This is a genomic window from Sporosarcina sp. FA15, from assembly GCF_051550195.1.
GTDB lineage: Bacteria > Bacillota > Bacilli > Bacillales_A > Planococcaceae > Sporosarcina > Sporosarcina psychrophila.
In genome coordinates, this window is record NZ_CP188818.1 from 1,566,386 (window position 1) to 1,592,836 (window position 26,451).

Genomic DNA, 26,451 nt, shown 5'->3' on the forward strand with positions numbered 1-26,451 from the left:
TGGATCTATCTTATTTGATGGTTACTTTTTAACATTCCGAACAATTTTGTTTTTGTTTTAATGCGAAAGCTTTTTCTTGGCGCTCTTTTAATTCCATAATGGTAGTTTCGTTTACATTAATTTTTTCTGATTGCAAACGTTCAATCGCTTCATCAATGATTGCAATTTCATTGTCGAAGTCTTTGAGTCTTCGATATGCCATTGCATACGATGTATATAATGCTGGAGCATTGTAGCCGTTATATCGTGCTATATCAAATAACTCAATAGCTCTTTCAAGGTTACGAGCTTTTCGCTCCTTATCGCCTTTTTCCCAATATGGCATCCCTTCATCAAAGCCTTTATCCCAATTGGATAGGTTTTTCACATCTTTTAGTGGAACTCGATTGTGGATTGGATTAATCGGTATCTCTTCTTTTGAAACTGTTTCAACTTCTCCAAGCTTTTCTTTTAAGAACTTCCAAACATCAATTAAATGAAAAGTTGGTATGTTCTGCCCTATCTTCTCTAATGCTTGCTCTTGGTCGTTTTCATAATTCGTCACATAATCGTCACCAATATATATCCATGCAGTCACTGATTTTGCAAACTTGCTTTTAAGTATTTTGCTGCCGTTTGTAGATAATAATGCCTTTGTTTCATCTTGGTACTTGTCAAATTCTCCGCCATATATTATACCAATTTCATCTCTTGCACTTCGAGTGATGAAGACCACCGCTTTTAAATTTTCGTACATAACTTCATCAAACGATCGGGATTGTATTCCAAAGTAATGCTCTTCTATCTCACTTGCGTAAAGATATGGAGCTGTTTCAAATTGTAGTTCAGGCGTTTCAGAACTGCGACTATATCCATTATCCCTTTTAGTGAAGAGTGGTGTTATACGGTTCGTTAGTCTATCGTTTGTTTCATTTAATATTCGTGTCATTTCTTTACTCTCTAGCTCTATTGCTTGTTCTTCGGTTAGTCCAGTTTCAACAAAGCGAGAGGCAGTATCATACATTTCACGAATTTTTTCAGCTTCATATGCTCGTTCGTGGAACATTTTATAACGGTTGCCCCGTCCTTTTCCGACATAGAATATTTCGCCAGTATCTTTAATAAACCATACATATACATAAAAATCTGTGGCTGCACTTCCAGTAGAAACACCCACGGGTAATGAGGAAATAGAAAATCCGTTTTTATCAGATGAGATATTTAAAGATAGACCCATGCCTACGCCAATGTCCTTGTCGTTTTTAGCTGTTTCTTTCTTTTTATCATGTTTTAGCAGTTCCTTTTTTTCATTTAACACCTTTTGATTATCATTGTGCTTTGCTTGTTTTTTATTCCCGAATAGTTTGCCAAACATACCCACTTTATCAACCCCCTTTTTAACTAATCTCTTCTGCTGCAACTTCCTAACGTCTTATTAAAATAATCTGCTCTTTTCAATAATTATATCATGTCAATAATTAGTTTCCTTCTATTAACATATAAAAAAGGACAAACTAAAAGCTATCCTAATTTGTACTTGAATTTGGTGTTATTTGCTTTGTGTTTGCGATGTTATTTATAGTTTTGTAACACTCAATTGGGTGGGCTATTAAAATACATTTTCATGTCGCATAATTAATCATTTAAACAGGTCAAACTATAAAAAACCAAGTCATTTTAGACTTGGGTAACATGTTGTGATGGATCGCTTAATAAAAATTTCTGTAAATTATTTTCCAATTGGTTCAAGTATAAGGGAAGTCTTTCCCAATCAGACGTATAGACTTCTTTTTGTTCTTTCGGGTTTTGCAACCCTTTAATCTTCCAGCCGACCAACAGTCCGACTGAATCGGGTGAGTTATGCAAAGGAATCTCAAAATCTTTTAAATATCCAAGCACCTTGTATACACCATCAGCTAAATAACCCCTGTTTTGCGATCGTTTCACTTCGATAATTGAATATCTTTTAGTATTTTCTTCGTTTACCCACTCCAGCAGAATATCAGGTCTACGATGATGGTTTGCCCCCTATATATCGGACGCAGTTAAATACTAGCTTTGAGGTAACAAGTGCGCTTCCAAGAAGGCTTTAGGTGTCTTATACCCTAAACGTTTTTGGCTTCTCTCATCGTTAAAGTAGTTGCGGAAGGCCAGTAAGTCGATTTTAGCCTGTGCATAATTATTCAAAGGATAATGAAAATCAAATTCGGTTTTGAAGTGAGAAAAGATACTTTCAATGACCGCGTTGTCCCAACAGTTTGCTTTTCTCGACATACTTGGCGTAAAGCCAAGTTCCTTTGATTTCTTATGGTGCTGAAGTGATGTAAAGACACTTCCTTGATCGGTATGGAAGAGAATGCCTTTCATCGACTGAAGATCACGTTCATTCATTGCCATATGAATAGTAGCTTCCACTAGCTCATAAATCGGCCTGGAACCAACAGCCAGCGCAATTAGTTCTCGATTGAACAAATCAACAATAGCTGAAATGAACAGTTTTGCGCCCTCTGCTTTGATTTCGGTGAGGTCCATAACCCATTTTAGATTCGGAGAATCTACATCAAAATTTCGATTTAATATATTTGGATAAACATGGCCAACAAGGTTTGTTCTTGTTTCTCTAGTGATTCTTGCCTTTCTTATCTTAGATGCTAAATTCAATTCATGCATTAATCTGGCCACGCGTTTATGGTTTATAATGTGGCCTCTTTCTTTAAGTTCTCCTGCAATATGTTTACAACCATAAGTACCTTTGCTCTTATTATACGTTCGTTTTATAGCTTTAATATCTCGAAGATCGCGTTCTGATGGTCCTTGTTGTGGGCGCTTCATGTAATCATAATACCCACTTTTTGATACACCAAGTGTCTTGCAAAGTCTTTCAACCGAATATTCCTTTCTCAAAGAAGTTATGGCATCATATGACTTTTGTTTTCGTTCTCCTTGAGAAAGACCTGGAACTTTTTTAGAATTTCAATCTCCTCTTGTTGTTGATAATATTTCGTCTCAAAGCAACGTAGGCGTTCTAATTCAATCCTATCATCTGATAGTAAGTCTGGGTTTTTCGATTGAAGACCAGTCTCACCGTGCTGTTCAAAGGTTTTGACCCAATTAATTACTGAATTTACACTGAAGCCAATTTCTTCGGCAACAAGCCTTTTGTTTCGGTTGAACTCTATCACTTGTGTAACCGCATATAATTTTGTTTCAAATGTTGAACGACGCTTTTTTAACTTTTTCCGGATATACATAATAACCTCTCCTTTAAATAGAATAATAAGGCTTTGTATATTCTATACCCTATTTTGTCCGTTTTAAGGGGGTCGACCATGATGAATGCTTAAATTCGACTCTTTCATTAATTCTTTATATCCGCTGGTATTATAATGACTTTAACAACACCGCATAAATTTATGCGGTGTTGTTAGTTTGTATGTGTATTGATGTGTTATTGATTCAGTCAGATTGACTAAATCATTGATATAACAACAAAAAGGAGGCACCGATTCATATGTGAATTTTTTATCCAATTAGGTTGTTATTTAACGTTCTCTCCCCAATAACCGAACCAGTTACTATACACTTAGTTGCTTTACTGAATTATTCACTTTAAGATATATTATTATTTCCTTATGATGATATTCAAATGTTTTCGGTCTTTTTTAAGAAAAAGTAAAATAATAAATTCGATGCTAACAACCACATAGCAATAAAATAGTAAGAAAAGAAATTGGAATGCTGATGTTCAATTACCAATACGGTGTAAACAAGAAAGACTATAAAGGAAATAAAGTAAGCGACAAATTTTTAGTATTTGTAATTAAGTCGTGCTTTTTTTAAGTTATCGACCACATACAGACTATAATAAACCAAACCATGTAAAAAAAACTGTATCAAGATAAATGAAATATGCTCCATTTTCTACACCCCTTGGATACAATAAAGATTTTAATGGTCTTGTCAATTGAAAATCCAAAGTAATATATAAACGATTGTCGGTGATAAACCTAGAATGTATACAATCCAGCTACTATTTTTATATTTTTGTAATCCGCTTTCTAATTGTTCCATAGTTTCACTGCGGATTAACTCCCATTTCCGACAATCTTTACTGGAAGTAAAAATTATATCAGCGTATTGAGATAACACTTTCAATGCTTCTTTGTTTGCACCAGATTCATCATTGATTTTAATAGTATTTAACAAAATAGAATAAAAAAAACTTATGATCATAATTCCACATAGAATCCATAAAGGAATTTTATAAATATATTGATTTATTCCTACCAATAGTATTGCTAATATAACGATACTAAATAAAACCAAATTTCCTAATTTAAATATTAAATACTGTTTATAATTATTTCGATTGTTAATGAAATGACCTACCTCGTGTGCTGCGGTAATTATGCTGCTGGTTTTTGAATCATCATCACAAAGTATTATTTTCGAAATTCCTTTAGCTTTATATAAAGTTTCACTATATCCTTTTCTGTTATTTAACTTCACTATACATTCTTTATTTGTGATATTAAGCAGTTTCAGTAGCTCCTCCGCAAAGTCTTTCCCTACAATCATCCTTTTCCTCCCATAACTTCTATTTTAGTTATAAATATCGAAAGAAATGTTTTATAAAAAAACTTTTAAATTATAACTTTCAAACAGTTTGGATTTCAATACTGAACAATGATGCTTATCTTTCGCTGATATTTACATTAAGTATTAAAAAAAGAAGCCCAATTTTAGAGAGTTAATATGGAATTAAAAGTATTATCCAAAAGCTTGATTTGTAAAAAAAACCATATAGGAAGCTTTACTGGTACATAAATCATCTTCCTATATGCATTTATATAATTATGGTTTTATATTCTGCATGACTCCACATAACCTGGCAGGGTGTAATCAAACGTTTGAATTAGTGGCATAGCAGTAAGATAATGTCCAACGAATAAAGCTAAACTAAAAGGTGTGTTTAGAAATAAATAAATTTCATTAATCCCTTTGCTTTTTAGATCTTCAGCAACCTCTTTTACTTTTGAAGCATAGGCAACTGCTTGTTCTGCTGTTTCAATCGAAGTTTGACTCGGACCACTTTCAGGTAATACATTGACTAACATCCTGTAATTTTTATTTTCCAACCCTAAAAATTCTTTTACTTCAGAGTGAATATCCTTGCTGACGCTTAAAATTAATATGGCTGTCTTACTTTGTTGCGAATTTCCAGAATGATATTCAGTATATGGTTTATAGGTCATATCAATTTTATCGGTTGACCATAATTCTCCATAATGATCGATTTCTAAAATAGTTCCTTTCGTTTTTGAAAAGTGAGTTCCAATGGCTATGCCCGCTGTAAGAGGCAGCTTGCCTTGTACTCTTATTCTATTTGTTTTTTTCGACCAGTTTTCTTCCCAAGTATTCAAAGAATAAGCTAATTCAGGATTTAATTGATTTTCCCAAATTTCACACGTGGGAATGAGACGCGGTTTGTACTTAATGTACGCAGTCCAATCTAGGGAGACTCCCTCTCCATCGCCTTTTTGTTTGTCATAGCCCTGAATACTTAGCATCATCGACATCTTCGTTTCTTTCACGCTGTTTAACAGAAAAGTTTTAATGTGTTTAAAGATTGCGCTACTTTCATCTGTTTTACAAATTCCTTTATGATCTACATCAACAGGATACTTAATTGCATCATCAAGATGAAGTGGTGAAGAGGACTGTTCAGTGACAACCCCATCCTGAGCACCGTACATTAACAGTTGAGGAATGGAATGTACCAAGTTTTTAGGTACAATTTTGGAACCACCCCTAAGTGTATATGTGGTCCACTCTTCCTCTAGTTCTTTAAGTTGGTTACTTCTTTTTTGTAAAGACCGAATCTGTTTATTAAAACTACCAAAAATGCTTGCCAGTGGTGCTCCCTTAAAAGGGACACATAAAAAAATAGCCCCTTTAATGAGCTTCAGATTTATTTCATCATTCATTTTATAACGATCAATGATGTATTGTTGTATAACCAACCCACCCATACTATGTCCTACAAAAACGATATCCCTTCCAGGGATTTTAGCCATAATGTCTGAATGAAGAAGTTTTGCTATTTGTCTGAAATCATATTGTCCAGGCGTAAATCCTGTTTTATACCCAAATGAATACACATCGAGATCGTCTATATCTTGGTCTGAACCAATTAGTTCAGGAAGGGTCTTTGTAAACCTGTCTCTTTTCCACGTATCTATTGGGTCACCATTAAGACCATGAATAAAAACAATAACGCTATTTTTTTTCGAATCTGAAATTTTATAAAGCTTAGCTGACTTTACCCCAAGACTTTCCCCCCTTTATTATTTTGTTCGACAAAAGGAGCAGTCGGTTGTATCGTTTGGATAGTTTGTTGAATAATTTTAAACGTTAATGGTTTATCTGGGTAGGCATATAAAACAGATTGAGGGATAACCCTCGTCAATAAATCTGAATAGGTAAATCCGTAATTATTGGATTCACTCTCACCTGTCATTTGTGCAAGGTGAGCTAATTCCTTTGGTGTTAAGGTAATATCATCAAAGTATTTTCTGAAAACTTCATATCTTTGTTCAAGGTTAGGGCGAGAAAAAGTATGAACAAGCGCTGCCCTTCTTTTAATAGCTGGGTCAAGTGCACCTAGTCGATTTGTACAGAATACAACCAAAATAGGAGTGGCTGAGTTACGAATATGATCAATTCCCTGAATTAATGCATTTACACCAGCCCGATCTTCATGATGCATTTGATTTTCTTCTCTTGACTGAGCAAGGCTATCTGCCTCGTCTAATAACACAATTACTGGTTTTTTTGTGCTTGTAGCTAGTTGCTTGGCATCTTGAAATGATTTTGTTATCAACTTACTCATTTCTCCTACTACACCATTGCCACGGGATTTCATACTCATGCGTGCTAAAATGATTTCTTGGTTCGTGGCTTGTGCAAGTTCATTACCAAAAGTCATTGCAAATTCAGTCTTTCCAGTACCAACATCTCCTTCAAATATAAAAAAAGGATAGCGGTCGCTAAATGATAATAAAGCTTCTAACGATTTGTTGTGAAACCTTTTACTCCAATTCTGAAGCGTTTCTGGAGCCATGATTGTGGCTCCTTCTTTTTTAATAAGGCTTTTTATATCGTCCAATCCAACTAAACGATTGTACCTTTTCTGAAGCTCTTCGTTAGGAAGACTTATGATTTCTTCGAATGTTGTAGATGCTGTATCAATCATAGCCGCACTTCTCTCATTTATTTTTTTCACACTTATGACTAGAGGTTTTTCAGCATATCCAAACGCTGCAAACGATTTTAAATATTTTATAATATTTGAAGGAGTGGAGGCATTTTTCAAGTAACCCTTCTCCTTAATCGATTGTTCAATTACCTGCACTGCGTTTGAGAAAGCATTGCCGCTTTGCGATTCTGCTTTCATCATCATCGCATCAAAGTCATATTCAAATTCTTGGACTAAATGCCCTTTTTCATCTGTTAAGTTAATATTCATAATTTTAACCACCTAAAATTGAGCGTTGCACACCTAAAGAACCACTCGAATATTGTTTATCAGAAGTTCGAGAAAGACCACTGGCGTATGTAGTCCCATTCGACTCTCCCCAATTTAAATCAAGTGTTTCCTTGTATTCTACTTGTTCATCTTTCGATAACTCATGCCATTTAGACGTCGTTTCAACGACGACATAAGTCGATGACTCAGATAGGTCAATTCCTCGAAACCTACCTACATTATCATCAACTGCAATCGAACCATCATCTTTCATCGCGTATTCGATTTGATAAAAACACTCATTATTTCGTTTGAATTGAATTTTAATCACGCTAGCATAACCATCATTCAACCAATGATAAAAATCATTCTTCCAACTTGTTAAACGCTTCTCAGTAAATATCCCTGGAAAACGAGCTACGAGGTACGTTAAATCAGCAATAATTTTATCGTTCACATATCTTGTATTGGCATATGTATACGATTTTGTACTTGATTGGGTATATGAATAGGACATTAGCAGGGCTCCTTTAAAAAGAGAATGACGTTCCAAAAATTTGTTTTAACGATGAAATAGCAACGTTTTTTGTAGAGGCTTGAATGGCAAGTGATAGTGAGCCTAGTGCCTCGTCAGCTTCGTCAATTATACGCTCAAGCTTTAAATAATCTAAGCTATCTCCTAGATTATTATCTGGATTTACTGGGTCAAAAATATTAATGCCGTTTTCTACAAGTGTTACCTCTGATTTTTTGTAATGATCTTCAAAAATAATTGGATCTTTCAATTCTGTATTAATGATGTACCGATAAAACTGTTGCAATGCAGTTACAATATCATCTGAGATTCCTTCACTATCGGCTATATGAGCCCAAATCATCTCAATTAAAAATGATTTCATTTTGAAATCATTTTTATTTCTCCACCACTTTGTCACTCTAACCATGGTCGCATAATTCGAGTTACTATTTTTCCTTGACCGAATAAATGATAAATGCAAAGGAATAGATGTTAGGACTCTTTCACCAGTATCCTGAGCTATTAAATGCCCTCTGTCATCTGGTTCTCCATTTGGAATTACGGGAACCACATCTACGTCTAATCCCGAACCTTTAAATGAAACCTTAATACAATGCCTTCCGATACTAAATTGATCTTCGGTCATATTATAGCGTTTATACGCCTTCACCAAACCGTCTTTTATATATGTTAGGACTTGTTCTTCCGTGTAATTTTCAACTTGATCAGGCTTAACGTATATTGCAACATCCATATCATTAAGTGTACTTATGGCTGTCCCTTTCCTAACAGAGCCTGAATGCAGCATTTTTACTAAACCGAAATCAGGATTTTCTTTTATATAGTCCGTTAAATTATCCCTTAAACGATTTACTTGTTTCCTATATTCATTTACTTTTTCTGACTTTACATTTACCTTAATTTCAATAAAATTTTTCAAATCCTGATTAGTAAATAACATGCGCATTCTTCCTTCCTTAAGTCCTGATACAAGAACATTTGTGTCCATTATTGATATTGTAAACGATTAGTCAAAAAAGGTCAAATTTTTAAAGGAGCAAGAAAAATTCCGTCTTTAATCATCAACATTAATCGAGAATAAAGACTCGAAGGAAGTAACCAACTACTTTATCAATTATCAAAAAGAATTGAAGGTATCGGCAGTTACAACCTGCAATCTCTTTGCAGCTACTTCGATATCACTTAAGAAAATCATCATATTGCCTTAGATGACACCATAGTCTGCGGAAAATTATTGCTAAACTTAATGGATGAAGCAGAGGTCCAAAATATCGAAGAAATAAGTAAAACCTGAGGCATTAGATTGGGAAGTTTAAGTCAAGATGATTTTATTTCTTCCTATATTAAAGCGGAAAAATGTTTGATGTTGAAATCAATAAAGAAGCAAATGAAACTAATTCATTCTACGCTAAAAATGTAGTCTTCACAGGTGCATTATCTGTATGTATAGGTACTGGTTTACAAAAAGAGGTGTGGTGTCGTTCGGCAGAAAGGGGTAACAAAAGAAACAAATTATGTGGTCTTCGGTGATTTTATTAATGTGATGATCAAGGGAGATAAATCCTCTAAATTAGTAAAAGCTGAGAAATACGCAAAAGACGGTAAGTAAATTAAAATAATAAGCGAAGAGGATTTTCTGAGAATGCTTCAAGACTAGATAGCATTTTGACAATACACCTAACAAATGGTAAAGTTCAGAAATTAATTCAATCATTTAAAATGTTTCTTAGGGTAAACTTAGGGTCGTGGATTCGCTAAGTATTGCTATTCCCTGAAATCATTAATAGCGAATGGATTTCAAATTAGCAACTTACAGGTAGAATGCCCATAAGGCATCAAGACGCTTCGCACTAATTCTCAACAAATCCTCTGGATACTTTTGAGAAACCCATATACAGACGTACTGTGACGTTTTAACAACATCCCATGCTTCATTAATTGATTTTAACCCTTGTATCGGAGAATCCTATCTCAACCTCTGTGATTAAATCGCCATGCTGTCTCAAATTATCTGACGGAAATGTCAAGCTGTCGCAACCTTTGTGACTTTTTTAGGCTTCATTTTTTGCAAGCATTTGCTTGTCTCACGCAAATGAATTTCAACCTTGATGTATCAACGTTTGTAAGCCATACCTGTCGCAGCTCAAAAGAATCTGTCGCTTTCCAAAAGACGGATTCGCAAACTATCAGACGGATTACAAACAGCCTGCTGGATCTTTAGAGTGCACGGATGTCAGTACTAAATGTCCAGTCAAGGCGGCTTGAATTGCAATTTTTGCCGTTTCACTATCACGTATTTCTCCAATCATGATGACATCCGGTGAATGACGTAATATCGCCTTTAGACCTGCCGAGTACGTCATACCGGACCGTTCGTTTACTTGAATTTGAAGCAGATGTGAATGATTATTTTCAACAGGATCTTCCAATGTGATTACATGCCGTTCTAGATGATTGACAGTATAGGATTGTATAAAAAGATGAAAATAATATTGATTTACCAAATCGCGAAATTGCCACACGAAAAATAAATCAGAACTTTAACCCAAGAAGAAACAATTGAAAAAACCATCACCAGAATTTAAGTCTCTTCTATAAATGTGCACGCGAAACACACCGCGACGATGGGCGTGAATATTGCAGATGAATTGAGCCGCCTGTTGCGGAGAAAAGAGCCAGGCTCTGCGGAACAGGGAGCCACTATAAATAATATAACCTCTTGTATACTAAAGTTGCATGCAAATTAGCATGACACAAACCCTAAAAACTCTGATGAGTTTTTCTTTAAGTTGACCACTTTCGATTTTTCCTCACTAATTTCAAGGTGGAGTCTTGTTTGAAGAAAATCTTTCACTGCATAATACATTTTTATCGCTTGCGAGAGAGTGCGACAAAGAATTTAAAATCATCAGCGTATCTTACGATATAACAGTGTTTCAAGTTCGATTTTTTCAATGCATTGTATCTGCCAGCATACGATTTATATGGCTTTCGTGTTTCAAGGCTTTCCCATTGGATAAGAATCTCTTAGTAAGGACGCAGAGGGTGTTATACGATGCAAAGAACCCGAGGTTTATAGCCGTATTAAAAAAGCTCCATTCGTGGGGATATTCAGTAACACCGAGTCATATGACACCTTTATAGAGAGTAGCTGCATGAAGTGCAAGAAGTATAAGAGGAACTGTTCCATCATACGTAAGGCTAAAGAAGGAAGGGTCCAAGAGGAAATAATTCTAAATAACGGGTTTGATAGTTGTATTAAAAGGACACTATAGTAATACATAGTTTCTTTCTCTTAGAAAAAGCTTAAAGCTACGGGATAATCCGTGGCTTTTTGTTCTCCTAAGACTACCGATGTATAGCAATATTAATTTGGTTATTAAAAATTAATCGCTACAGATAAAAATACCCTACGTTAATTTCAACGTAAGGTGTTTTTATCCGTCTAGTTTTACTTGGTCAGTGAGGTCTTTTTCAAGCGTTATTTCCCCTTATGTGTCCTATGAAGACATAAACCAATACTATGTACGTATTCCAATACCGAAATAAGATAAGACAGAAGAAATAACGAAATAAGTAACTAACCCTAAAACGAATAACCCTATATATTTCCAGGTCTTTTTCTTCAATTTAGCACCTTCCTAACAAATGAATCAAAGAAAGAATTCACGTCTAATTAATAGTATCATAACAATAGACTATATAAACTGCAAAAGCTATTATTAATCAGCTACATAACATTCTTTTTGCTTAGGATTTTCTTCTCAACCCTTTTTCGGTGGAAGAGGACCTAGTGAATAACTACATAATGTTTTACCACTTGGATAAATGTGGAATTCCCTATTAACTACCCCACTCTTATTCCAACACATAAAGGCATCCATAGATATTGATATCCATTGACCACCGGAAAAACCAGTATTATTTATTAATACCCCATCAAAAATGTAACCAACTAATATACCCCCTATAAATACTGGTATTCCAGCTACTCGCGGACTCACTTCTCCATCGACCGGAGTTAATTCAGAAAGCAAACCATTTTCTACCGACTCATCATATTCTTCTTTATTATCAAAATGCACCTCTTGAAGATTTTCAGATGCTTCCACCCCGGTAGGCATAATCATACCAAACAATAATATTACAGCTAACATACCCATAAAAAATTTCTTCAACGATAACCCCTCCATTTCTTATAATGTTATAATTTTACAGAATATTTTTTTCTGTTTTCGTTATTTTTATTGAAAATCCTGCCTCCTTTGTTATTTTAGCCTAACACCCATTCGTACCATTTACAAGGATAAACTGGAAAATATTTCTTTTATAATAAACACTATTATCCAATTTATTATTAAATGGATTGGTTATTTCAACCATACAAAAATATTAAGCTGAAATAGCCGTCCTAACTTTGATGTCTTTGTATATCGTATAATTTGTTGTACAAAGACATCAAATCATGTACATGGCAGACGTCGCGGCCATGCTCGCAGAGCTAGTCGCCCTCTAAGCTCTGTTGGTCTACCGAAGTTTCCTGTTCAGATGGGGCGTCCATATTGTACACGCTTGAAGAAGTTCGGGCACTCACACCAGTCTGCAAAGGATATTCATATCAGTGATTTCTAATGCGTTCGCTACAATGACGGCATGTTCTCTGTTAATAGTAGATCGTTGGTTATTGACCATCTCACTGATCGCATTTGCTCTCAACCCAGTTCGTTCCGCTAAATCCTTTTGCGTCATCCCTCGTTCAAAGATTCTAGTGATTGATTCTCAGATTGTGGAGGAATAACCACTTCCTTATTGACTTCATCGACTGTAGCTCGTTGAGACACTTCCGATGGGACATTATTGTGATATATGTCAAACGATTCCACGCAATGAGCTGTTAAAGAGTATATAGTGGTCGTTTTTCCACATCCTGTCGGACCGGTCAGTATAATTAGCCCTTGCGGCTCTGATACAGCCTGGCGTAATTTATCGGCCCACTCTTTTTCAATGCATAATTCATCGATTGAAACGATTTGGTCATGCCTTTGCAATCTTATAACAACACTTTCTTTCATTTGAATCGAAGGGATTGTTGAAACTCGGAAAGAATAATTCTCACCTCGTATCTGTTTATGAAAAGAACCACTTTGGGGTTTACGCTTATCGCTAATGTCGAGTGAGGATAGGAATTTGTAAAATGAAATCATGCGGCCCGCCAACTGTGGGGGAAGAATACCGGACCGGTTCAGCCTTGAATCTTTTTTGAATGAAACATCATATCCTTCTTTCATAGGAACAAGGTGAATGTCAGTCGCTTCGTACTTAATCGCTTTCTCTAATAGTCGAAAACTTTTCTGTTCTACGACGTTATCATTCTTAATCATTGAACACCCCTCTTTCTTTTGGGTTGAGTGAAGTTCAATCCAACCCAGTCGGATAAATCGCAATTCATCCTTGGGCACAGTATACGACTTACAAATACGTATTGGAATACTTTCCCTCAAAGTCGAATTGTGTATCCCCAGAAAGAGGTCGATACTTGAAATTCGCCCCACTTTTCGACAGCAAATATCATTTTTCGTGACAATCACCCTTATACACGTGTTTGTCACAATGAAAGAACGATTGGAGTTTACATCTGCTGTCGTTATCCCTTATAATGAATGGGAGCTTATTGTAATGTTTTATTAAGGAGGGACGCACACATGGATAACATGTTCAAGTTGATGGGCTTCTGGACAGGCATATTCGCAGTTATGTTTTATATGGGAGACATGCTGCCAGCCGCACTTCTTTTTGTTGCGAACACTGGGTTCTTCCTGCTACTTGGATATTTGAACCTAACAGAGCGGATGTACATGTACTTATTCGGAGCATATCTGATGATATTTATGGTCGGATTCAGCTACTACACAACGTTTATACACGTACCAGGCGCTGGCCACTAAAAGAAAAGTACATACAAAAAACAGCCTTTTTTTATTGGCTGTTTTTTTGTTTTTCTATACTTATATTGGTCAAAATCCATTCAAAAAAGGATTCGAATCTTTTTCCTCTTCTGGAGTTGTAGACGGTCCATGACCTGGATAGATGATAAAATCATCATCTAGGGAAAGCAACTTATCATGGATAGATGTCAGCAAAACCCCTGTATTCCCCCCCGGTAGATCTGTCCTTCCGACTCCCTGCTGGAAAAGTGTATCGCCAACAACGGCAAAACGAGATGGTCCGAAGATATACGAAACACTCCCCGGAGAATGACCGGGCGTATGCCTCACTTCAAACTCGAACGGGCCCACAGTCATCATTCCCTCATCGCTGATAAGTTTATCGGCTTTTCTAATGCGGACGTCAGGTAATCCTTGATACTTGGCAGAACCGTTTAATCTCGGATCAGACAGCCAGTCTTGCTCCTCTTCATGGATATAGACCGGAATAGTATAACGGTCCCTTATGCTGTCAACCGCCCCAATATGATCAAAATGCGCATGTGTCAATAAAATCGCGACAGGAGTCAACTCTTTACTTTTCACTTTATTAATAATACGTCCACTTTCTTCACCTGGATCCATGATTAGACAATTCCCTGATTCGTCACTGATGATGTAACAGTTTGTCTGGATTGGTCCGAGCGGATATGTATTAACTTTCAACATGGTCGGCACCTCCTGCAACTTATATTACGCAATGTGAAATACGATTTCAAACAATCGTCACTAATATCCCTCGACAAATTTGATTGCAAACAGTACAATAGAAGAGGAATAGCGCTAAACCGGACTTGCACAGTATGTGCTGACTTCTGTATTGCTCACAACAGTTCGTGAGCGGTTTTAGCAGAAGTTCCTATTGAAAGGAGTGTCTTCCCTATGAACTTATTGATGATTATTTTTGGACTCATCGCAATTTTAGCGGTGGTCGGTACGGTCCAAGCATTCAAAGAACGCAACGTTTTAAGTATTCTGTTCAATCTTGGAGCTGCAGTCGTTTTTGGAGGCTTCACAATTGCCACACTTGTTTTCCAAGGATTCCCACCAACTCTATAATCGAGAAAGTGTAAGTCTAAATTTGGACAACCAAAAACACCCTTTGTGTATTTATACACAAAGGGTGTTTTTTTGTTTCCTTAAAGTTAATAAAGTCTTGAGCTGTGAGTAACAATTAGCAGATGATTTCACAGCTAGATCCAGCAGCTTGCTACTTGCCTCATCTAAGCTTGTTTTATTTTTACTCAGGAAACGTTAACCACGTCGTCTGCGTTTTCTTTTTTATATCAATCAATTTTTCCGCGGAGTAACCAGTTAAACACTTTTGCCCCGACGGTGAACATCGAAGAACACCCGCCGTGATATCATCGGCTACAACGTCTTGACGTCCTTCTATAACGCGAATAAGTCGATATGGTGATAGGAGTTCATCGAGTTGCCCCCCCTCGTCAGGAGCGGGTATGAACACGGTTTCACTTGAACCCCATTCAACATCAGGTATTACCCACTCCGAATAATTACTAATGACGGGCATTGTCCATTCCGAGCTAATCATCCCATCCTGTCCCATGATGGTGTAGTGCGCATCCTTGTCTCCATTTATTCGCACAACGAGTAGCGTATCTTCATATGTATCAAAGTAAACAACACCGCTAATATCTAGCTGCCCCCACTTTTTAGTAAGTGGTTCATATGTATGTATCTCTCCACCATCAAGTACGTGGCCTTCGACATATCCTACAGCAATTTTATCCTCACCTAGCCATTTCGGGAATGGATCTTCAATCGCAAGCAGGTCCAAACTCTCTACTTTTCCGTTATAAATAAATAAATCAAAAGTCCAATCTTGATGAAAAGCCGTGAGAAGAATAAGTGAGGGGTCAGTATCGTTCCATTCAATCGCCAACTCTGTTGAAGCAACTATAACTTCATCTTGTACCGCACCATCCATAGTCACGATTTTAATTGTTGCAGATGCAGCATTATCACTAGTATGTAATAATAGATATTTTTTTGAAGGATGAATGAGGAGGTCGATGATTATAGATTCATCCTCATATAACGTGTCTGTCTGACCTGATTCAAAATCAAAACTATTCACTTGATAATGCCCATTTACCTTTTCGACGTAGATAACTTTTGACTCGGTTAACCAGTCTGCAACGAAATGGAACTTCGAAGGATCAGCAACTAACGTTTTAGTTACTTCCTCGTTAATCAGTTCGTTATTCCCTGGTTGTTCAACGGCAGTTGGTCCATCGATAATTTCATTCGTCTTCTTTGAACAGCCCATTAGTAACATGACTGTTACACAAAAGATGAATATTCTTTTTCTCACCGCGCCTCCCCCTTTCTGTATTTAAACTGAGTAAAGCGCAAGGTCCCGTTCCAGATACGACAGGCATAAGACGGACCGGCGTTCTTTTGCCTAGGAAGGATACACAGTTCAATCCTTCTTCCTAGCTGGCTTGACTTATAGCCAGAGCGCCTGGAGCTTGACATTGTCCCTGTTAAAAAACTTATACTTTATCTTAAAAAAAAGGCTGCACGGAAAGTTCCGTGCAGAACCTTATCATTCTTTACTTTTACTGTTTAATTTCGGTGATTGTTCCTGTTCTTCCTTGAATCTAAGTAAATCTCCATTAATGATCATATCGGAATAATTTAGCTCAGTGGCAGCCCGTTCGATAAACGGCTCACATTCAGCCATATCAGTTTCTTCACCAGTTTTACTATCATAACAGACCTCTTGCGCGTAAACATTTTTATCAGTTACAAAACGGCCATCACGGAAAATAGTAAACGGTTCATGATCAGGCGAGAATATGTCTGAACCAAGGTACATATCGTCTTTTGTTTCAAGCCCCATTAAATGTAGGAGAGTAGGCTTCAAGTCGATTTGTCCCGATACTTCATCCATTGTCTTCCCTTTACCGTAGCCAGGAATGTGAATGTACAATGGAACCCTCTGTAATTTCGCATTATCATAAGGGGTAATTTCCTTGTCTAAATACATGCCCATTGCCTTGTTATGATTCTCGGATATACCATAATGGTCTCCGTACATAACAATAATCGAGTTGTCATACAAACCGCTTGCTTTCAAGTCTTCGAAAAGAACTTTTATTGCCTCATCCATATAGCGTACCGTTTGGAAATATTTATTCAACGTATTTGAATTTGATGTATATTCAGGAATAAGTTTATCTTCTTCATCCAAGTCAAACGGATGATGGTTTGTCAATGTAATCAGCCTTGAATAAAAAGGCTGCGGCATTTCTTTCATCAACTCTACCGATTGGTCAATGAACGGGATATCTTTCATGCCCCAGTTGACCGCTTCTCCTTCTCCGACTGTATAACTTTCAAGATCATAAAACTTATCGATACCGAGAGCACCGTACATGATATCGCGGTTCCAGAAACTTCGGTTATTTGCGTGCATTACATTCGTGAAGTAGCCATTTTCACCTAGCTGAGCCGCCATCGATTGGTAAGTGTTTCCACTATGCGTGAAAAATACAGCACTACCATTTCTCGGGTACAGTGAGTTTTCAATGATAAACTCTGAATCCGATGTCTTTCCTAGACCAGTATTGTGATAAAAATCAGAGAAATAGAATGTATCCGGATCCTTCGTTAATTCATTCAAAAATGGCGTAATGACATGTCCATCCATTTCCTCATTAATGACAAACGACTGCAAGGATTCAAGCGAGATTGCAATAATATTACGACCTTTTGCAACTCCGTACATCTCAGGATCTGGAGCAGCGTAATTCGCATTAATATAGTTACCTACTTCTACTAGTTCACTGCCATCCGCAAGCGCACGTTGAGCATGAGATTTGGATTGAATGAACAAATCGTAAATATGGTAATTATATGTTCCGATATTTTTCACAAGAAGTTCTCTATCAAAACTGCGTGTTAATAGTTGTGGTCTTTCCATTTCGGCTAGACCAAGGTTTACCATAATAACTGCAGCAGTCATAACGAAGTAAAGTTTACGTCCAATTTTATTTGATTGTTCCACCCGATCAGTCTTAGGTATAAATTTGATTGCCAAAAAGATTATGAACACATCTGTGAAAAAGAATATGTCCGTGACCATTAGATTAGCAGTAACTGAAGATGAAAGATCTCCGAAGTTACTCGTTTGGAACAAGACTGGCAAGGTAATAAAATCATTGAAAAATCTATAGAAAACTGCATTACTAAACATAACAATTGAAGTCATCACACTTATTGTCAGTATATAAATGTTGCGTCTTTTCGTACTCTTGATGAATAGTGCAATACCATAAACAAATAAAAGGAAACTAAGAGGATTCAGAAAAAGAATGAATTCCTGCATTATATTATCGATTTTCATATTGAAGCTTGTAAGATAACCGAAATATGTTGTCAACCAAGTCGCCACTATTGCTACTACGAGTACGGAATGTTTTGACCATACTATTTTGTTCACTCCATCTCTTCCTTTCGAAAATAGATTCACATAAAAAACGTTCGAACTAAATCTTACTACATAATAGACGGGGTAGCTGAAGAAAAGTTTCACTAATTACCAAAACAAGTCCAAATGAACGATGATACTGGGTCTATCCTCATAGTTTTGCTATTTCACTACGCAAGATTAGCACCGCTTTCAAATAGTCTTCTTTCATTAGCAGTCCATTGTCATAAAGATCCTTCACTTCTGATTGCACCATATCGATGTCATCTTTTCGATTCCCCGTATAGACATAAATCCCGAAACGCTTCAGCAATTGGAGGACACCCAGATAGTCTTTCATATACAGATAATCTCTTTTTCATCTGTAACTATTTTGCTAACAGGAATATCGTGACTTTCAACAGGTATCCTATGACTCGTTTGAGCTACAAATGCTAACGACAATGTAGCACCATTGTAATCCGACATGTAGCGGTCATAATATCCTCCACCAAAACCAATCCTATATCCTTCGTCAGAAAAGACTAGCCCAGGTACAATTTGCAAATCAATCTCGTTTTTCTCAACCGACAGTGTTTCATCAGTTATCGGCTCAAAAAGGCCCATATAGACCGTTTCCAAACTCTCATATGATGTAATAAGACGAAAATCCATCTTCCGGGTTGCATGGATGCATTTAGGTACAGCAATTCGTTTACCAGCTGCCCAAGCCGCTTCGATAAGCGGGCGTGTGTCCACTTCGGGGTAACGAGAAATCGTTACCCCGATTGTATCCGCACTTCGAAATTCATCTGATGCAAGTACCCTGTCTGTAATCTTCAAAGATTTTTTTAGATGTTCAGTTCGATTTATATTATTCAATGTAACTAACACTTGATTCCTTAAAATCTCTTTACTCATTTAGTATCCCCCCGTTCTGAAATGAAAAAACCAAAACCGGTGAAGGTTTTGGCCTGAGCGATTATTTCGTTTCACGGTGCAAAGTTTGTTTCTTTTCACGTGAGCAATATTTTTTCATTTCAATCCGTTCTGGATTGTTACGTTTGTTTTTCTTAGAAATATAGTTGCGTTCACCGCATTCTGTGCAAGCAAGTGTAACATTTACGCGCATTGTTGGTCCCTCCCACTCATCAAGAATGTAAAGTTTTATATGAGCATAACTTATACGACCTATCAAGTATACCACATCAACAGCAAATGTCCACTAAAAAAACCATAATTTCCACAACAGCTTTCTTATGATAAAATAGTAGCAAAATGATTCACCAGAGGAGTGGTAAAATGGACATCACGATAATACTGATTATTATTGGACTTATATGTATAATAACTTCATTTTTCCTCGGCAATTCTTCATCCAGCTACGCCGATGAATTGGAACAGGTTTCAATTAGTATTCATCAGGAAACGAATGGCTTAAAGAAAAGATTGAAGGCTGTTGAAGAAGAGTTAATGATTGGTGTTGGTCCGCTAACTACAGTCGGCAAAACGCAAACAACTGCAAAACCTGTTCACGTAATCATTGTCAATCAAATTCTATCATTGCATTCCCAAGGTTATTCTATCAGTGATATCGCTGTACGTTCCTCCTTATCAAACGACGATGTAATCGCAGTGTTACAATCGAAAGGCGTGATTACATGATCCGTGAAATTTTACGGGCAGTCGGGATTGGTTGTATTCTTGCCGCGGGAATCCTTTATTTCACCATTGATAGTAAGGTTCCTTCAGACAATGACACGCAACAATTGCAGGCAAATGTTGAGAAACTCCAAAGTGAACTTGCTAAAACGAAAGAGCTATTAGCTACTGCACAGACAACATCTTCAGTTAAAGAAAATGTTCCAAAAACAGATGCAGAGAAAGCCGTTAGCAAGGAAGATGACGCAGCCAAAAGTACCCCCTCCTCCGATGCGATTGTTAAAACCATTTTAACGATTGAAAATGGTTCGAATTCGACAGTTGTCTCAGCAACCCTAGAGGAATTGGGTATTATCGAGAATGCAGCCATCTTCGAGTCATATCTTGAAGAATATAACTTAACTGGCAAAATACAGATTGGTGAACACCAAGTCGATTCTTCAATGAATTTCAAAACAATCGCCAAAGAAATTACGACAGTAAAAAAGTAGGAAAACCAAATGGTTTTCCTACTTTTTAATTGGACTCTACTTTAGGTGCTTGTATGATAGGTTGTTTAGCCGCTGTGGACGTTTCTTCTTTAGCTCTTTTTGCTTTCAATTTAAAATATTCATCCACAGCTTGTTCTGCAATTTGATTGTTTGCATATGTGTAGCCACGCGGAACTGTAGAGATATTAGGAATGACGACTGCATAAGCTATTTCTGGGTTTTCATAAGGCGCAAAACCGACATGTGATAAGTTGATTGTCGGTTTTCCAGAGCTAAATGCCTGCGCCGTCCCCGTTTTCCCGGCTCCATCATATTCTTTTCCAGCAAAGAAATTCGGGGCCGTCCCTTTAGCCCCGTAATACACGTAGTGCATTCCACGCTTCACTTGAGCAATTTCCGCATCAGTATTCTGGATCCTATTTAAGATGTTGACCTCTGTTTCTTGAATAAGGGGACCAAGAATTTTACCGTCTTCAGATGGTTCGCGAATTTCTTTTAACACTTTCGGAGCCACCCGATAACCACCATTTGCAATTGTTGAGACATATTGAGCAAGTTGTAGTGTTGTATAAGTATCGTACTGTCCAATGGATAAATCCAATAAAATACCTATTGAATTACTATCCCCAATCAGACCGCCTGACTCACCCGGTAAATCAATGCCGGTTTTTGTTCCAAGTCCGAAAGAAGCGAAAGATTGCCGGAACGTATCGAATGCATTTTTTCTAATAAGTGCCGAGTCTTCAGAGCTATTGTTAGAATTCGCCAAGGCCAATGCAATACGGAACATGTATACGTTCGAAGATCTACCGATTGCTTCAATATCAGTTACAGCAACCCTAGAGTTTTGATTAAACAGCGATCTTTTTGTAATACCACCGATTCTAATTGGTTCATCTATCTTCGTTTCGCCGATACGTACCACATTTTCCTGATACCCTGTAAGAAGCGTCGCCATCTTCACTGTTGATCCAGCCTCGTGAAGTGCAGTGAACGTACCAAATGCATAGTCCCATATTTCGAGCTTGCCTGTTTCTGGATTCGTAACAACCTGCTTACCTACAAGTGATAGAACTTCACCGTTATTCGGATTCATCATGACTAAGAAAGCCCTGTCCAATTCTCCGGTATTTGGTTTTCTTTTTAATTCCAACAGTTTATCCGAAACTATATTTTCAAGTGTCTCTTGCAGTTCGCTATCAATCGTCAGAATAAGATCCTTACCAGGTTCACCTTGTCGGATTGTTTTCGTTTCGACGACACGCCCGCTACGATCCTTAATATTTTTCACAATTGTTTTTTGCCCTTTTAACAAATCCTCATAATATTGCTCAATGTAACTTTTTCCAACACGGTCATTTCTTGAATAATCCCGTGCCAGGAAATACTTCTCACGGGATTTAGGAATACCTTCAATGGGACTCGTGGTCGTCCCTAGAATCGTATTGTCTGACTTCCTCACACGCTCCCAATCTGTCGTTGTATCCACGCCCGGTAACTCTCCAAGACGTTCAGATACAGTTGCGAATTCTTCGTCCGTCACATTCCCACTTTTAACGATTTGTGGGGAGTACGCATAGCCCGACATCATTTCTCTGTAAATCGCAAGTACTTCTAGCTCCTCTTCCGTAAAAGAATCAATTTCTTCGTCCGTAATTCGTTCTCGTGTAAGCCTATTAATCTCCTTCTGCAATTCCGTCCGTGAAAGTGTACTATCCTTTTCCAGCGCCTCTTGTTCCTTTATAGAAACCTTTTTCAACGCAGCCTCAGAATTCTTTAAAATCCAAAAATCTCTCTTATCCCCAATGGTAATCCTTTTCGTATCTTGTTCAATCAAGATCGCAAGTTGCTCAGCGACTTTTAGCATATCTGCTGAAGTCGTCGACGTCATTTTCGTATATGTAATGGCGTTTTTCGGATCATTATCAACAAGAACGCGTCCCATGCGGTCAAATATTTTCCCCCTTGGCACGCTTGTATTGATAGGGATTTCTTCCTTTTTTTCCAACTCGCGGGAATATTCTTCCCCTTTAACGATTTGTAAATAACCAAGGCGAAAAATGAGCAATGAAAATAGGACAAAGATTGAAAAGAATAGGAAGTTCATTCGGAATGCGATATGTTTTCGTTGGCGTATTTTAGCCTGATCCGCCTTACGCACCTGTTTTTTCATAATGTCCCCCCTCGTTAATCATTTTGAATTATAACACTCAAAACAACAAAAGCACACATCTTGACGAACAAGATGTGTGCTTGGTTCCTTCTAGATAAAGTTATAAATTTATTTACCGAAACGTTTTGCAACTTCGTCCCAATTAACAACATTCCAAAATGCTGAAATATAGTCAGGGCGACGGTTTTGATAGTTTAGATAGTAAGCATGCTCCCAAACGTCTAGTCCTAGAAGAGGCGTTTTGCCTTCCATGATTGGTGAATCTTGGTTTGGAGTTGACATAATTTCAAGTTCTCCGCCATTCAGTACGAGCCAAGCCCATCCTGATCCAAAACGAGTTGCACCCGCTTTTGCGAATTCTTCTTTAAATGCATCAAAGCTACCAAACTTGTTGTCGATTGCTTCAGCAAGTGCGCCTGATGGATTGCCGCCACCTTCTGCTGATAAAAGTTCCCAGAAAAGTGAATGGTTAGCGTGACCGCCACCGTTGTTACGGACAGCCGTACGTTTGCTTTCAGGTACTGCATCAAGGTTCGCAATAAGTTCTTCGATAGATTTGTTTAGAAGTTCTTCATTTCCTTCAAGAGCGTTATTCAAGTTCGTTACATATGCATTATGGTGTTTAGTGTGATGAATGTTCATCGTTTCTTTGTCGAAGTGTGGTTCAAGTGCATCATAAGCGTAAGGTAGTTCTGGTAATTTGTAAGTCATTTGTCCATTCCTCCTCAAGAGATTCATAAATATGCTACCTTTCAACATTATCAAAATTATGAATAACGTTCAAATAAAATGGACTATTTAGGAACGTTTCATTTGATAAAGAAAATAAAGACTGCAATCATCACAACCATGACAAGTCCTTTTGTCACAACCGAAGTGAGAAATCCAACGAGCGAACCAATGCCTGTCTTTACAGACTGCTTCACTCCGGACCGAGATACGACAAGTTCCGCAATGACCGCACCTAAAAATGGCCCAACTAAAATACCAGCAACCGGAATGACGAAAGGACCGATAAGAAGTCCAATTGTACTTCCCCACATCCCCGCCTTAGAGCCACCGAACTTTTTCACACCGACGAGATTCGATAGTGTGTCTGCACCGAACAGCAAGATAACGAATAATACCTGAATGATCCAAAACCAAATAGTCATCCCTTCAAATGTATCGATGAGTCCATATAGAAGGAAACCTCCTACAATGAAAAGAGCCGTTGGAATGATCGGATATACGAGTCCGGCAAAAGCAATAATAAACATGGCAATTGCAATAATCCAACCTATAACTTCCAAAAAACCATCCCCTTATTCGAACGATTATGCTCTGTTTCCAAGAATTGCTTCGGCTATATTTACGGCATGGTCACCGACCCGCTCTAAGTTAGAAACAATATCGACAAATACCATTCCAGATTGCGCTGTACAACGACCTTCATTAAGCCTCAAAATATGATTTTTTCTAAATTTCCGTTCCATCTTGTCAATGAGAACTTCTTTTTCAGCAACCGTTCTTGCCATTTCCATATCATTTTGATTGAGTGCGTCAACAGCTTTCTGAACGGTTTCAATCGTTAGCGTGAACATTTCCGTCAAATCATTCATCGCATCTTCCGTCAATTTTACGCGGTTAACATCACGATAGTCAATGAGTTCAATGATATTTTCGAAATGATCACCAATGCGTTCAATATCACGAACCGTATCCATAAGCATAAAGTGACGTGCAGATTCAACTGGCGAAATACTAACTGAAGTAATTTCAACAAGATAGTCCGTAATCTTGCGGTCCAAGTTATTAATGGCATCTTCAATTTGATAAGCAGTCTCTGCGTGTTTTTTATTACCCGTTTTCAAGTATTCGAAAGACTCCTGTAAACCACGGACACCGAATTCACCCATACGAATAATTTCTTCTTTCGCTTGTCCGATTGCAACTGCAGGTGATTGTTCTATAAAGTGCCTGTCCAAATGCTTCGGCTTGTATTCTATTAATACATCTTCACCTGGGATCATTTTTGTAACCAACCAAGCCCATGCTCCAATTAGAGGGAATTGGATGATTGTATTGGCAATGTTGAACGAACCGTGTGCAAATGCAATTTGCATTTTATTTTCAAGGGTCAATACCCCTGATATCCACTCGACATACGCAGTGAAGGGTATAAGAAGTAGCATGAATATGACCGTTCCGACAACATTAAATAATACGTGTGCTGCGGCAGCACGCTTTGCCGCTACCGATGCTCCGATTGAAGCAAGCACAGCTGTAATCGTTGTTCCAATATTATCTCCGAATAAAATTGGTAATGCTCCATTGATATCGACGAGATTTTCTGCATAAAGCCCTTGCAAAATACCAACTGTCGCACTGGAGCTTTGAACAATCAAAGTAAATACCGTTCCAACCACGACGCCGAGCATAGGCTGGTCACTCATCGATATCATTAGATCTGTAAACGTTTCTAATTCCCTAAGCGGCTTCATCCCACCACTCATTAATTCAAGTCCTAGAAACAGGCCACCAAATCCAAAAATAACTTCACCTATATTTCTAATTGAACTCTTTTTAATGAAAAAGATTAGGAACGCCCCAAACGCCATAATCGGAAGTGCATAGGCTCCTACATCTAATCCGATGATAAAAGCAGTAACAGTCGTTCCGATATTCGCTCCCATTATGACGCCAATCGCTTGACGAAGCGTCATGAAACCTGCGCTCACAAGTCCTACGGTAATAACAGTCGTCCCAGAACTCGATTGAATCAAGACTGTGACGATAATTCCGACAAGTACACCCATGAACGGATTCGTCGTGAATCGGTCAAGGATTGCGCGGAGCCTATCACCCGCCGCTTTTTGAAGGCCATCTCCCATATACTTTATAGCGAACAAGAAAATTCCGAGTCCACCAAGAAACTGAAACAGCATTTCCTGCCAGTTTACCTCCATTACGCAGTCAACCCCTCATTATGCTTTATGTATTGCATCTCATTATGAGGATAGTCACCCCAAATTGTAAATAGTAGTAGTCGAATCTTTACATTCCCTTTACAATTGATTTACGTAACGTCATCAATCTGTCGAAAATAGTAGCGCGCACAATTGCGTCGTAAAATGATAGACTGTTATTGATGGAGGGGGTTTTATAGTGAAGTTCCACCAACTAGTCAAAGCAGCAATCCATGAACCTAAAAAATTAGCAGCCTTTCGCCTATTACCTATCGGCAAAGTGTTTCGCTATGTTTTCATTTTCGTTGCGTTGTTCACATTGCTATCATTCACCCGTTATATAGCAGGAGATGCAGTCTTATTCGAATCATCGCCAGAACTGCTCGAACACGGAGAAACAATCGGTGGACTCATTTATCCAATTGCATTTCTTCTGCAGCTCGTTATCAGTACGACTTATATCTTCATCCGAATCAGTATTTTTGGTTACGTGGGAATCCTGTTGTTAAAACTGATGAAAAGACGAGGAGAATACCGTCATATGTGGAGAACTTCCGCTATCGCGATTACCATCCCTATTCTTCTGACCATCGGACTTGATTTCTTTCCGGCAATGAAAAACGTTAGTACAGGTATTACATCCCTTGTCCACTTCGCTTATATTGCGGTGGCTGCTAAGTACTATCCCAAAATACCTCGATGAATACTTC

28 protein-coding genes and 1 pseudogene are annotated in these 26,451 nt (G+C 37.7%); 6 read left to right on the top strand and 23 right to left on the bottom strand.

From position 1 onward, the window contains the following. Positions 1-28 precede the first annotated feature (28 nt). From ACP8HG_RS07590 to ACP8HG_RS07630, 9 genes are all read right to left on the bottom strand, one after another. The gene (locus ACP8HG_RS07590; protein ID WP_438298634.1) at positions 29-1,354 is read right to left on the bottom strand and encodes a GIY-YIG nuclease family protein; all 1,326 of its coding nucleotides are present in this window, start codon (positions 1,352-1,354) and stop codon (positions 29-31) included. Between the two features lie 302 nt (positions 1,355-1,656). Next, on the bottom strand, positions 1,657-1,926 hold the full coding sequence (locus ACP8HG_RS07595; protein ID WP_438298446.1) for a hypothetical protein: 270 nt from the start codon (positions 1,924-1,926) through the stop codon (positions 1,657-1,659). A 105-nt stretch (positions 1,927-2,031) separates the two neighbouring features. Beyond that, on the bottom strand, positions 2,032-2,883 hold the full coding sequence (locus ACP8HG_RS07600) for an IS3 family transposase (protein ID WP_187045316.1): 852 nt from the start codon (positions 2,881-2,883) through the stop codon (positions 2,032-2,034). Positions 2,884-2,888: 5 nt separating this feature from the next. After that, entirely contained in the window at positions 2,889-3,230 is a 342-nt protein-coding gene (locus tag ACP8HG_RS07605; RefSeq protein ID WP_187045315.1) for a transposase, read from the bottom strand. A 709-nt stretch (positions 3,231-3,939) separates the two neighbouring features. Continuing rightward, the gene (locus tag ACP8HG_RS07610) at positions 3,940-4,557 is read right to left on the bottom strand and encodes a zinc metallopeptidase (protein ID WP_438298447.1); all 618 of its coding nucleotides are present in this window, start codon (positions 4,555-4,557) and stop codon (positions 3,940-3,942) included. Positions 4,558-4,841: 284 nt separating this feature from the next. After that, positions 4,842-6,281 (bottom strand): alpha/beta fold hydrolase, encoded by a 1,440-nt coding sequence (locus ACP8HG_RS07615; RefSeq protein ID WP_438298635.1) that lies wholly within the window; start codon positions 6,279-6,281, stop codon positions 4,842-4,844. Between the two features lie 20 nt (positions 6,282-6,301). After that, positions 6,302-7,507, bottom strand: a complete 1,206-nt coding sequence (locus tag ACP8HG_RS07620) for an AAA family ATPase (protein ID WP_438298448.1) — start codon at positions 7,505-7,507, stop codon at positions 6,302-6,304. 4 nt (positions 7,508-7,511) lie between these two features. Next, complete coding sequence (locus ACP8HG_RS07625; RefSeq protein ID WP_438298449.1) at positions 7,512-8,024, bottom strand: hypothetical protein; 513 nt, start codon at positions 8,022-8,024, stop codon at positions 7,512-7,514. 13 nt (positions 8,025-8,037) lie between these two features. Beyond that, a complete protein-coding gene (locus ACP8HG_RS07630) occupies positions 8,038-9,033 on the bottom strand; it encodes a CBASS oligonucleotide cyclase (protein WP_438298450.1) in 996 nt (331 codons plus the stop codon). A 368-nt stretch (positions 9,034-9,401) separates the two neighbouring features. On the opposite strand from ACP8HG_RS07630, the gene ACP8HG_RS07635 reads away from it, so the two are divergent. Beyond that, complete coding sequence (locus ACP8HG_RS07635; protein ID WP_438298451.1) at positions 9,402-9,575, top strand: hypothetical protein; 174 nt, start codon at positions 9,402-9,404, stop codon at positions 9,573-9,575. A gap of 668 nt (positions 9,576-10,243) precedes the next feature. Here ACP8HG_RS07635 and ACP8HG_RS07640 read toward each other — a convergent pair. The 4 genes and pseudogenes from ACP8HG_RS07640 to ACP8HG_RS07655 all read right to left on the bottom strand — a co-directional run. Next, positions 10,244-10,504: pseudogene (locus tag ACP8HG_RS07640) on the bottom strand (ATPase, T2SS/T4P/T4SS family); the annotation flags it as partial. Positions 10,505-11,809: 1,305 nt separating this feature from the next. After that, positions 11,810-12,223, bottom strand: a complete 414-nt coding sequence (locus tag ACP8HG_RS07645; protein ID WP_438298452.1) for a hypothetical protein — start codon at positions 12,221-12,223, stop codon at positions 11,810-11,812. 412 nt (positions 12,224-12,635) lie between these two features. Further along, entirely contained in the window at positions 12,636-12,794 is a 159-nt protein-coding gene (locus tag ACP8HG_RS07650) for a helix-turn-helix domain-containing protein (RefSeq protein ID WP_438298453.1), read from the bottom strand. Then, on the bottom strand, positions 12,791-13,426 hold the full coding sequence (locus ACP8HG_RS07655; protein ID WP_438298454.1) for an ATPase, T2SS/T4P/T4SS family: 636 nt from the start codon (positions 13,424-13,426) through the stop codon (positions 12,791-12,793). Before ACP8HG_RS07655 ends, ACP8HG_RS07650 begins: the two co-directional genes overlap by 4 nt. A gap of 321 nt (positions 13,427-13,747) precedes the next feature. Between ACP8HG_RS07655 and ACP8HG_RS07660 the strand changes: the two genes are divergently transcribed. Beyond that, a complete protein-coding gene (locus tag ACP8HG_RS07660; protein ID WP_067210178.1) occupies positions 13,748-13,990 on the top strand; it encodes a DUF2626 domain-containing protein in 243 nt (80 codons plus the stop codon). 69 nt (positions 13,991-14,059) lie between these two features. On the opposite strand, the gene ACP8HG_RS07665 is transcribed toward ACP8HG_RS07660, so the two are convergent. Further along, complete coding sequence (locus ACP8HG_RS07665; RefSeq protein WP_067210180.1) at positions 14,060-14,698, bottom strand: MBL fold metallo-hydrolase; 639 nt, start codon at positions 14,696-14,698, stop codon at positions 14,060-14,062. 213 nt (positions 14,699-14,911) lie between these two features. On the opposite strand from ACP8HG_RS07665, the gene ACP8HG_RS07670 reads away from it, so the two are divergent. Then, positions 14,912-15,088 carry a DUF2759 family protein gene (locus tag ACP8HG_RS07670; protein ID WP_082786602.1) on the top strand — a complete coding sequence of 59 codons (177 nt, stop codon included), beginning with the start codon at positions 14,912-14,914 and terminating at the stop codon, positions 15,086-15,088. Positions 15,089-15,269: 181 nt separating this feature from the next. On the opposite strand, the gene ACP8HG_RS07675 is transcribed toward ACP8HG_RS07670, so the two are convergent. The 5 genes from ACP8HG_RS07675 to rpmG all read right to left on the bottom strand — a co-directional run bounded on the left by ACP8HG_RS07675 (position 15,270) and on the right by rpmG (position 19,599). Continuing rightward, the gene (locus tag ACP8HG_RS07675) at positions 15,270-16,367 is read right to left on the bottom strand and encodes a hypothetical protein (protein WP_438298455.1); all 1,098 of its coding nucleotides are present in this window, start codon (positions 16,365-16,367) and stop codon (positions 15,270-15,272) included. Between the two features lie 234 nt (positions 16,368-16,601). After that, positions 16,602-18,500 carry an LTA synthase family protein gene (locus ACP8HG_RS07680; protein ID WP_399632749.1) on the bottom strand — a complete coding sequence of 633 codons (1,899 nt, stop codon included), beginning with the start codon at positions 18,498-18,500 and terminating at the stop codon, positions 16,602-16,604. A gap of 139 nt (positions 18,501-18,639) precedes the next feature. Then, positions 18,640-18,828 carry a YqgQ family protein gene (locus ACP8HG_RS07685; RefSeq protein ID WP_338656436.1) on the bottom strand — a complete coding sequence of 63 codons (189 nt, stop codon included), beginning with the start codon at positions 18,826-18,828 and terminating at the stop codon, positions 18,640-18,642. Continuing rightward, complete coding sequence (locus ACP8HG_RS07690; protein ID WP_438298456.1) at positions 18,825-19,388, bottom strand: 5-formyltetrahydrofolate cyclo-ligase; 564 nt, start codon at positions 19,386-19,388, stop codon at positions 18,825-18,827. Before ACP8HG_RS07690 ends, ACP8HG_RS07685 begins: the two co-directional genes overlap by 4 nt. 61 nt (positions 19,389-19,449) lie before the next feature. Then, the gene (rpmG, locus tag ACP8HG_RS07695; protein ID WP_067210194.1) at positions 19,450-19,599 is read right to left on the bottom strand and encodes a 50S ribosomal protein L33; all 150 of its coding nucleotides are present in this window, start codon (positions 19,597-19,599) and stop codon (positions 19,450-19,452) included. 170 nt (positions 19,600-19,769) lie between these two features. Here rpmG and ACP8HG_RS07700 point away from each other — a divergent pair, with 170 nt between their 5' ends. Together ACP8HG_RS07700 and ACP8HG_RS07705 are read left to right on the top strand one after the other, a co-directional pair. Next, complete coding sequence (locus ACP8HG_RS07700) at positions 19,770-20,132, top strand: hypothetical protein (protein WP_187045098.1); 363 nt, start codon at positions 19,770-19,772, stop codon at positions 20,130-20,132. Beyond that, positions 20,129-20,620: a hypothetical protein gene (locus tag ACP8HG_RS07705; protein ID WP_438298457.1), complete on the top strand. Its 492-nt coding sequence runs from the start codon at positions 20,129-20,131 to the stop codon at positions 20,618-20,620. Before ACP8HG_RS07700 ends, ACP8HG_RS07705 begins: the two co-directional genes overlap by 4 nt. A gap of 25 nt (positions 20,621-20,645) precedes the next feature. On the opposite strand, the gene ACP8HG_RS07710 is transcribed toward ACP8HG_RS07705, so the two are convergent. From ACP8HG_RS07710 to ACP8HG_RS07725, 4 genes are all read right to left on the bottom strand, one after another. Then, positions 20,646-22,793 (bottom strand): peptidoglycan D,D-transpeptidase FtsI family protein, encoded by a 2,148-nt coding sequence (locus ACP8HG_RS07710; protein ID WP_067210201.1) that lies wholly within the window; start codon positions 22,791-22,793, stop codon positions 20,646-20,648. A 108-nt stretch (positions 22,794-22,901) separates the two neighbouring features. After that, positions 22,902-23,504: a superoxide dismutase gene (locus ACP8HG_RS07715; RefSeq protein WP_067210203.1), complete on the bottom strand. Its 603-nt coding sequence runs from the start codon at positions 23,502-23,504 to the stop codon at positions 22,902-22,904. Between the two features lie 98 nt (positions 23,505-23,602). Next, positions 23,603-24,085: a DUF456 domain-containing protein gene (locus tag ACP8HG_RS07720; protein WP_067210206.1), complete on the bottom strand. Its 483-nt coding sequence runs from the start codon at positions 24,083-24,085 to the stop codon at positions 23,603-23,605. A 24-nt stretch (positions 24,086-24,109) separates the two neighbouring features. Next, entirely contained in the window at positions 24,110-25,741 is a 1,632-nt protein-coding gene (locus tag ACP8HG_RS07725; RefSeq protein WP_067210208.1) for a Na/Pi cotransporter family protein, read from the bottom strand. A gap of 199 nt (positions 25,742-25,940) precedes the next feature. On the opposite strand from ACP8HG_RS07725, the gene ACP8HG_RS07730 reads away from it, so the two are divergent. Beyond that, the gene (locus ACP8HG_RS07730) at positions 25,941-26,444 is read left to right on the top strand and encodes a DUF1189 family protein (protein ID WP_342538514.1); all 504 of its coding nucleotides are present in this window, start codon (positions 25,941-25,943) and stop codon (positions 26,442-26,444) included. The last annotated feature ends 7 nt before the right edge of the window (positions 26,445-26,451 follow it).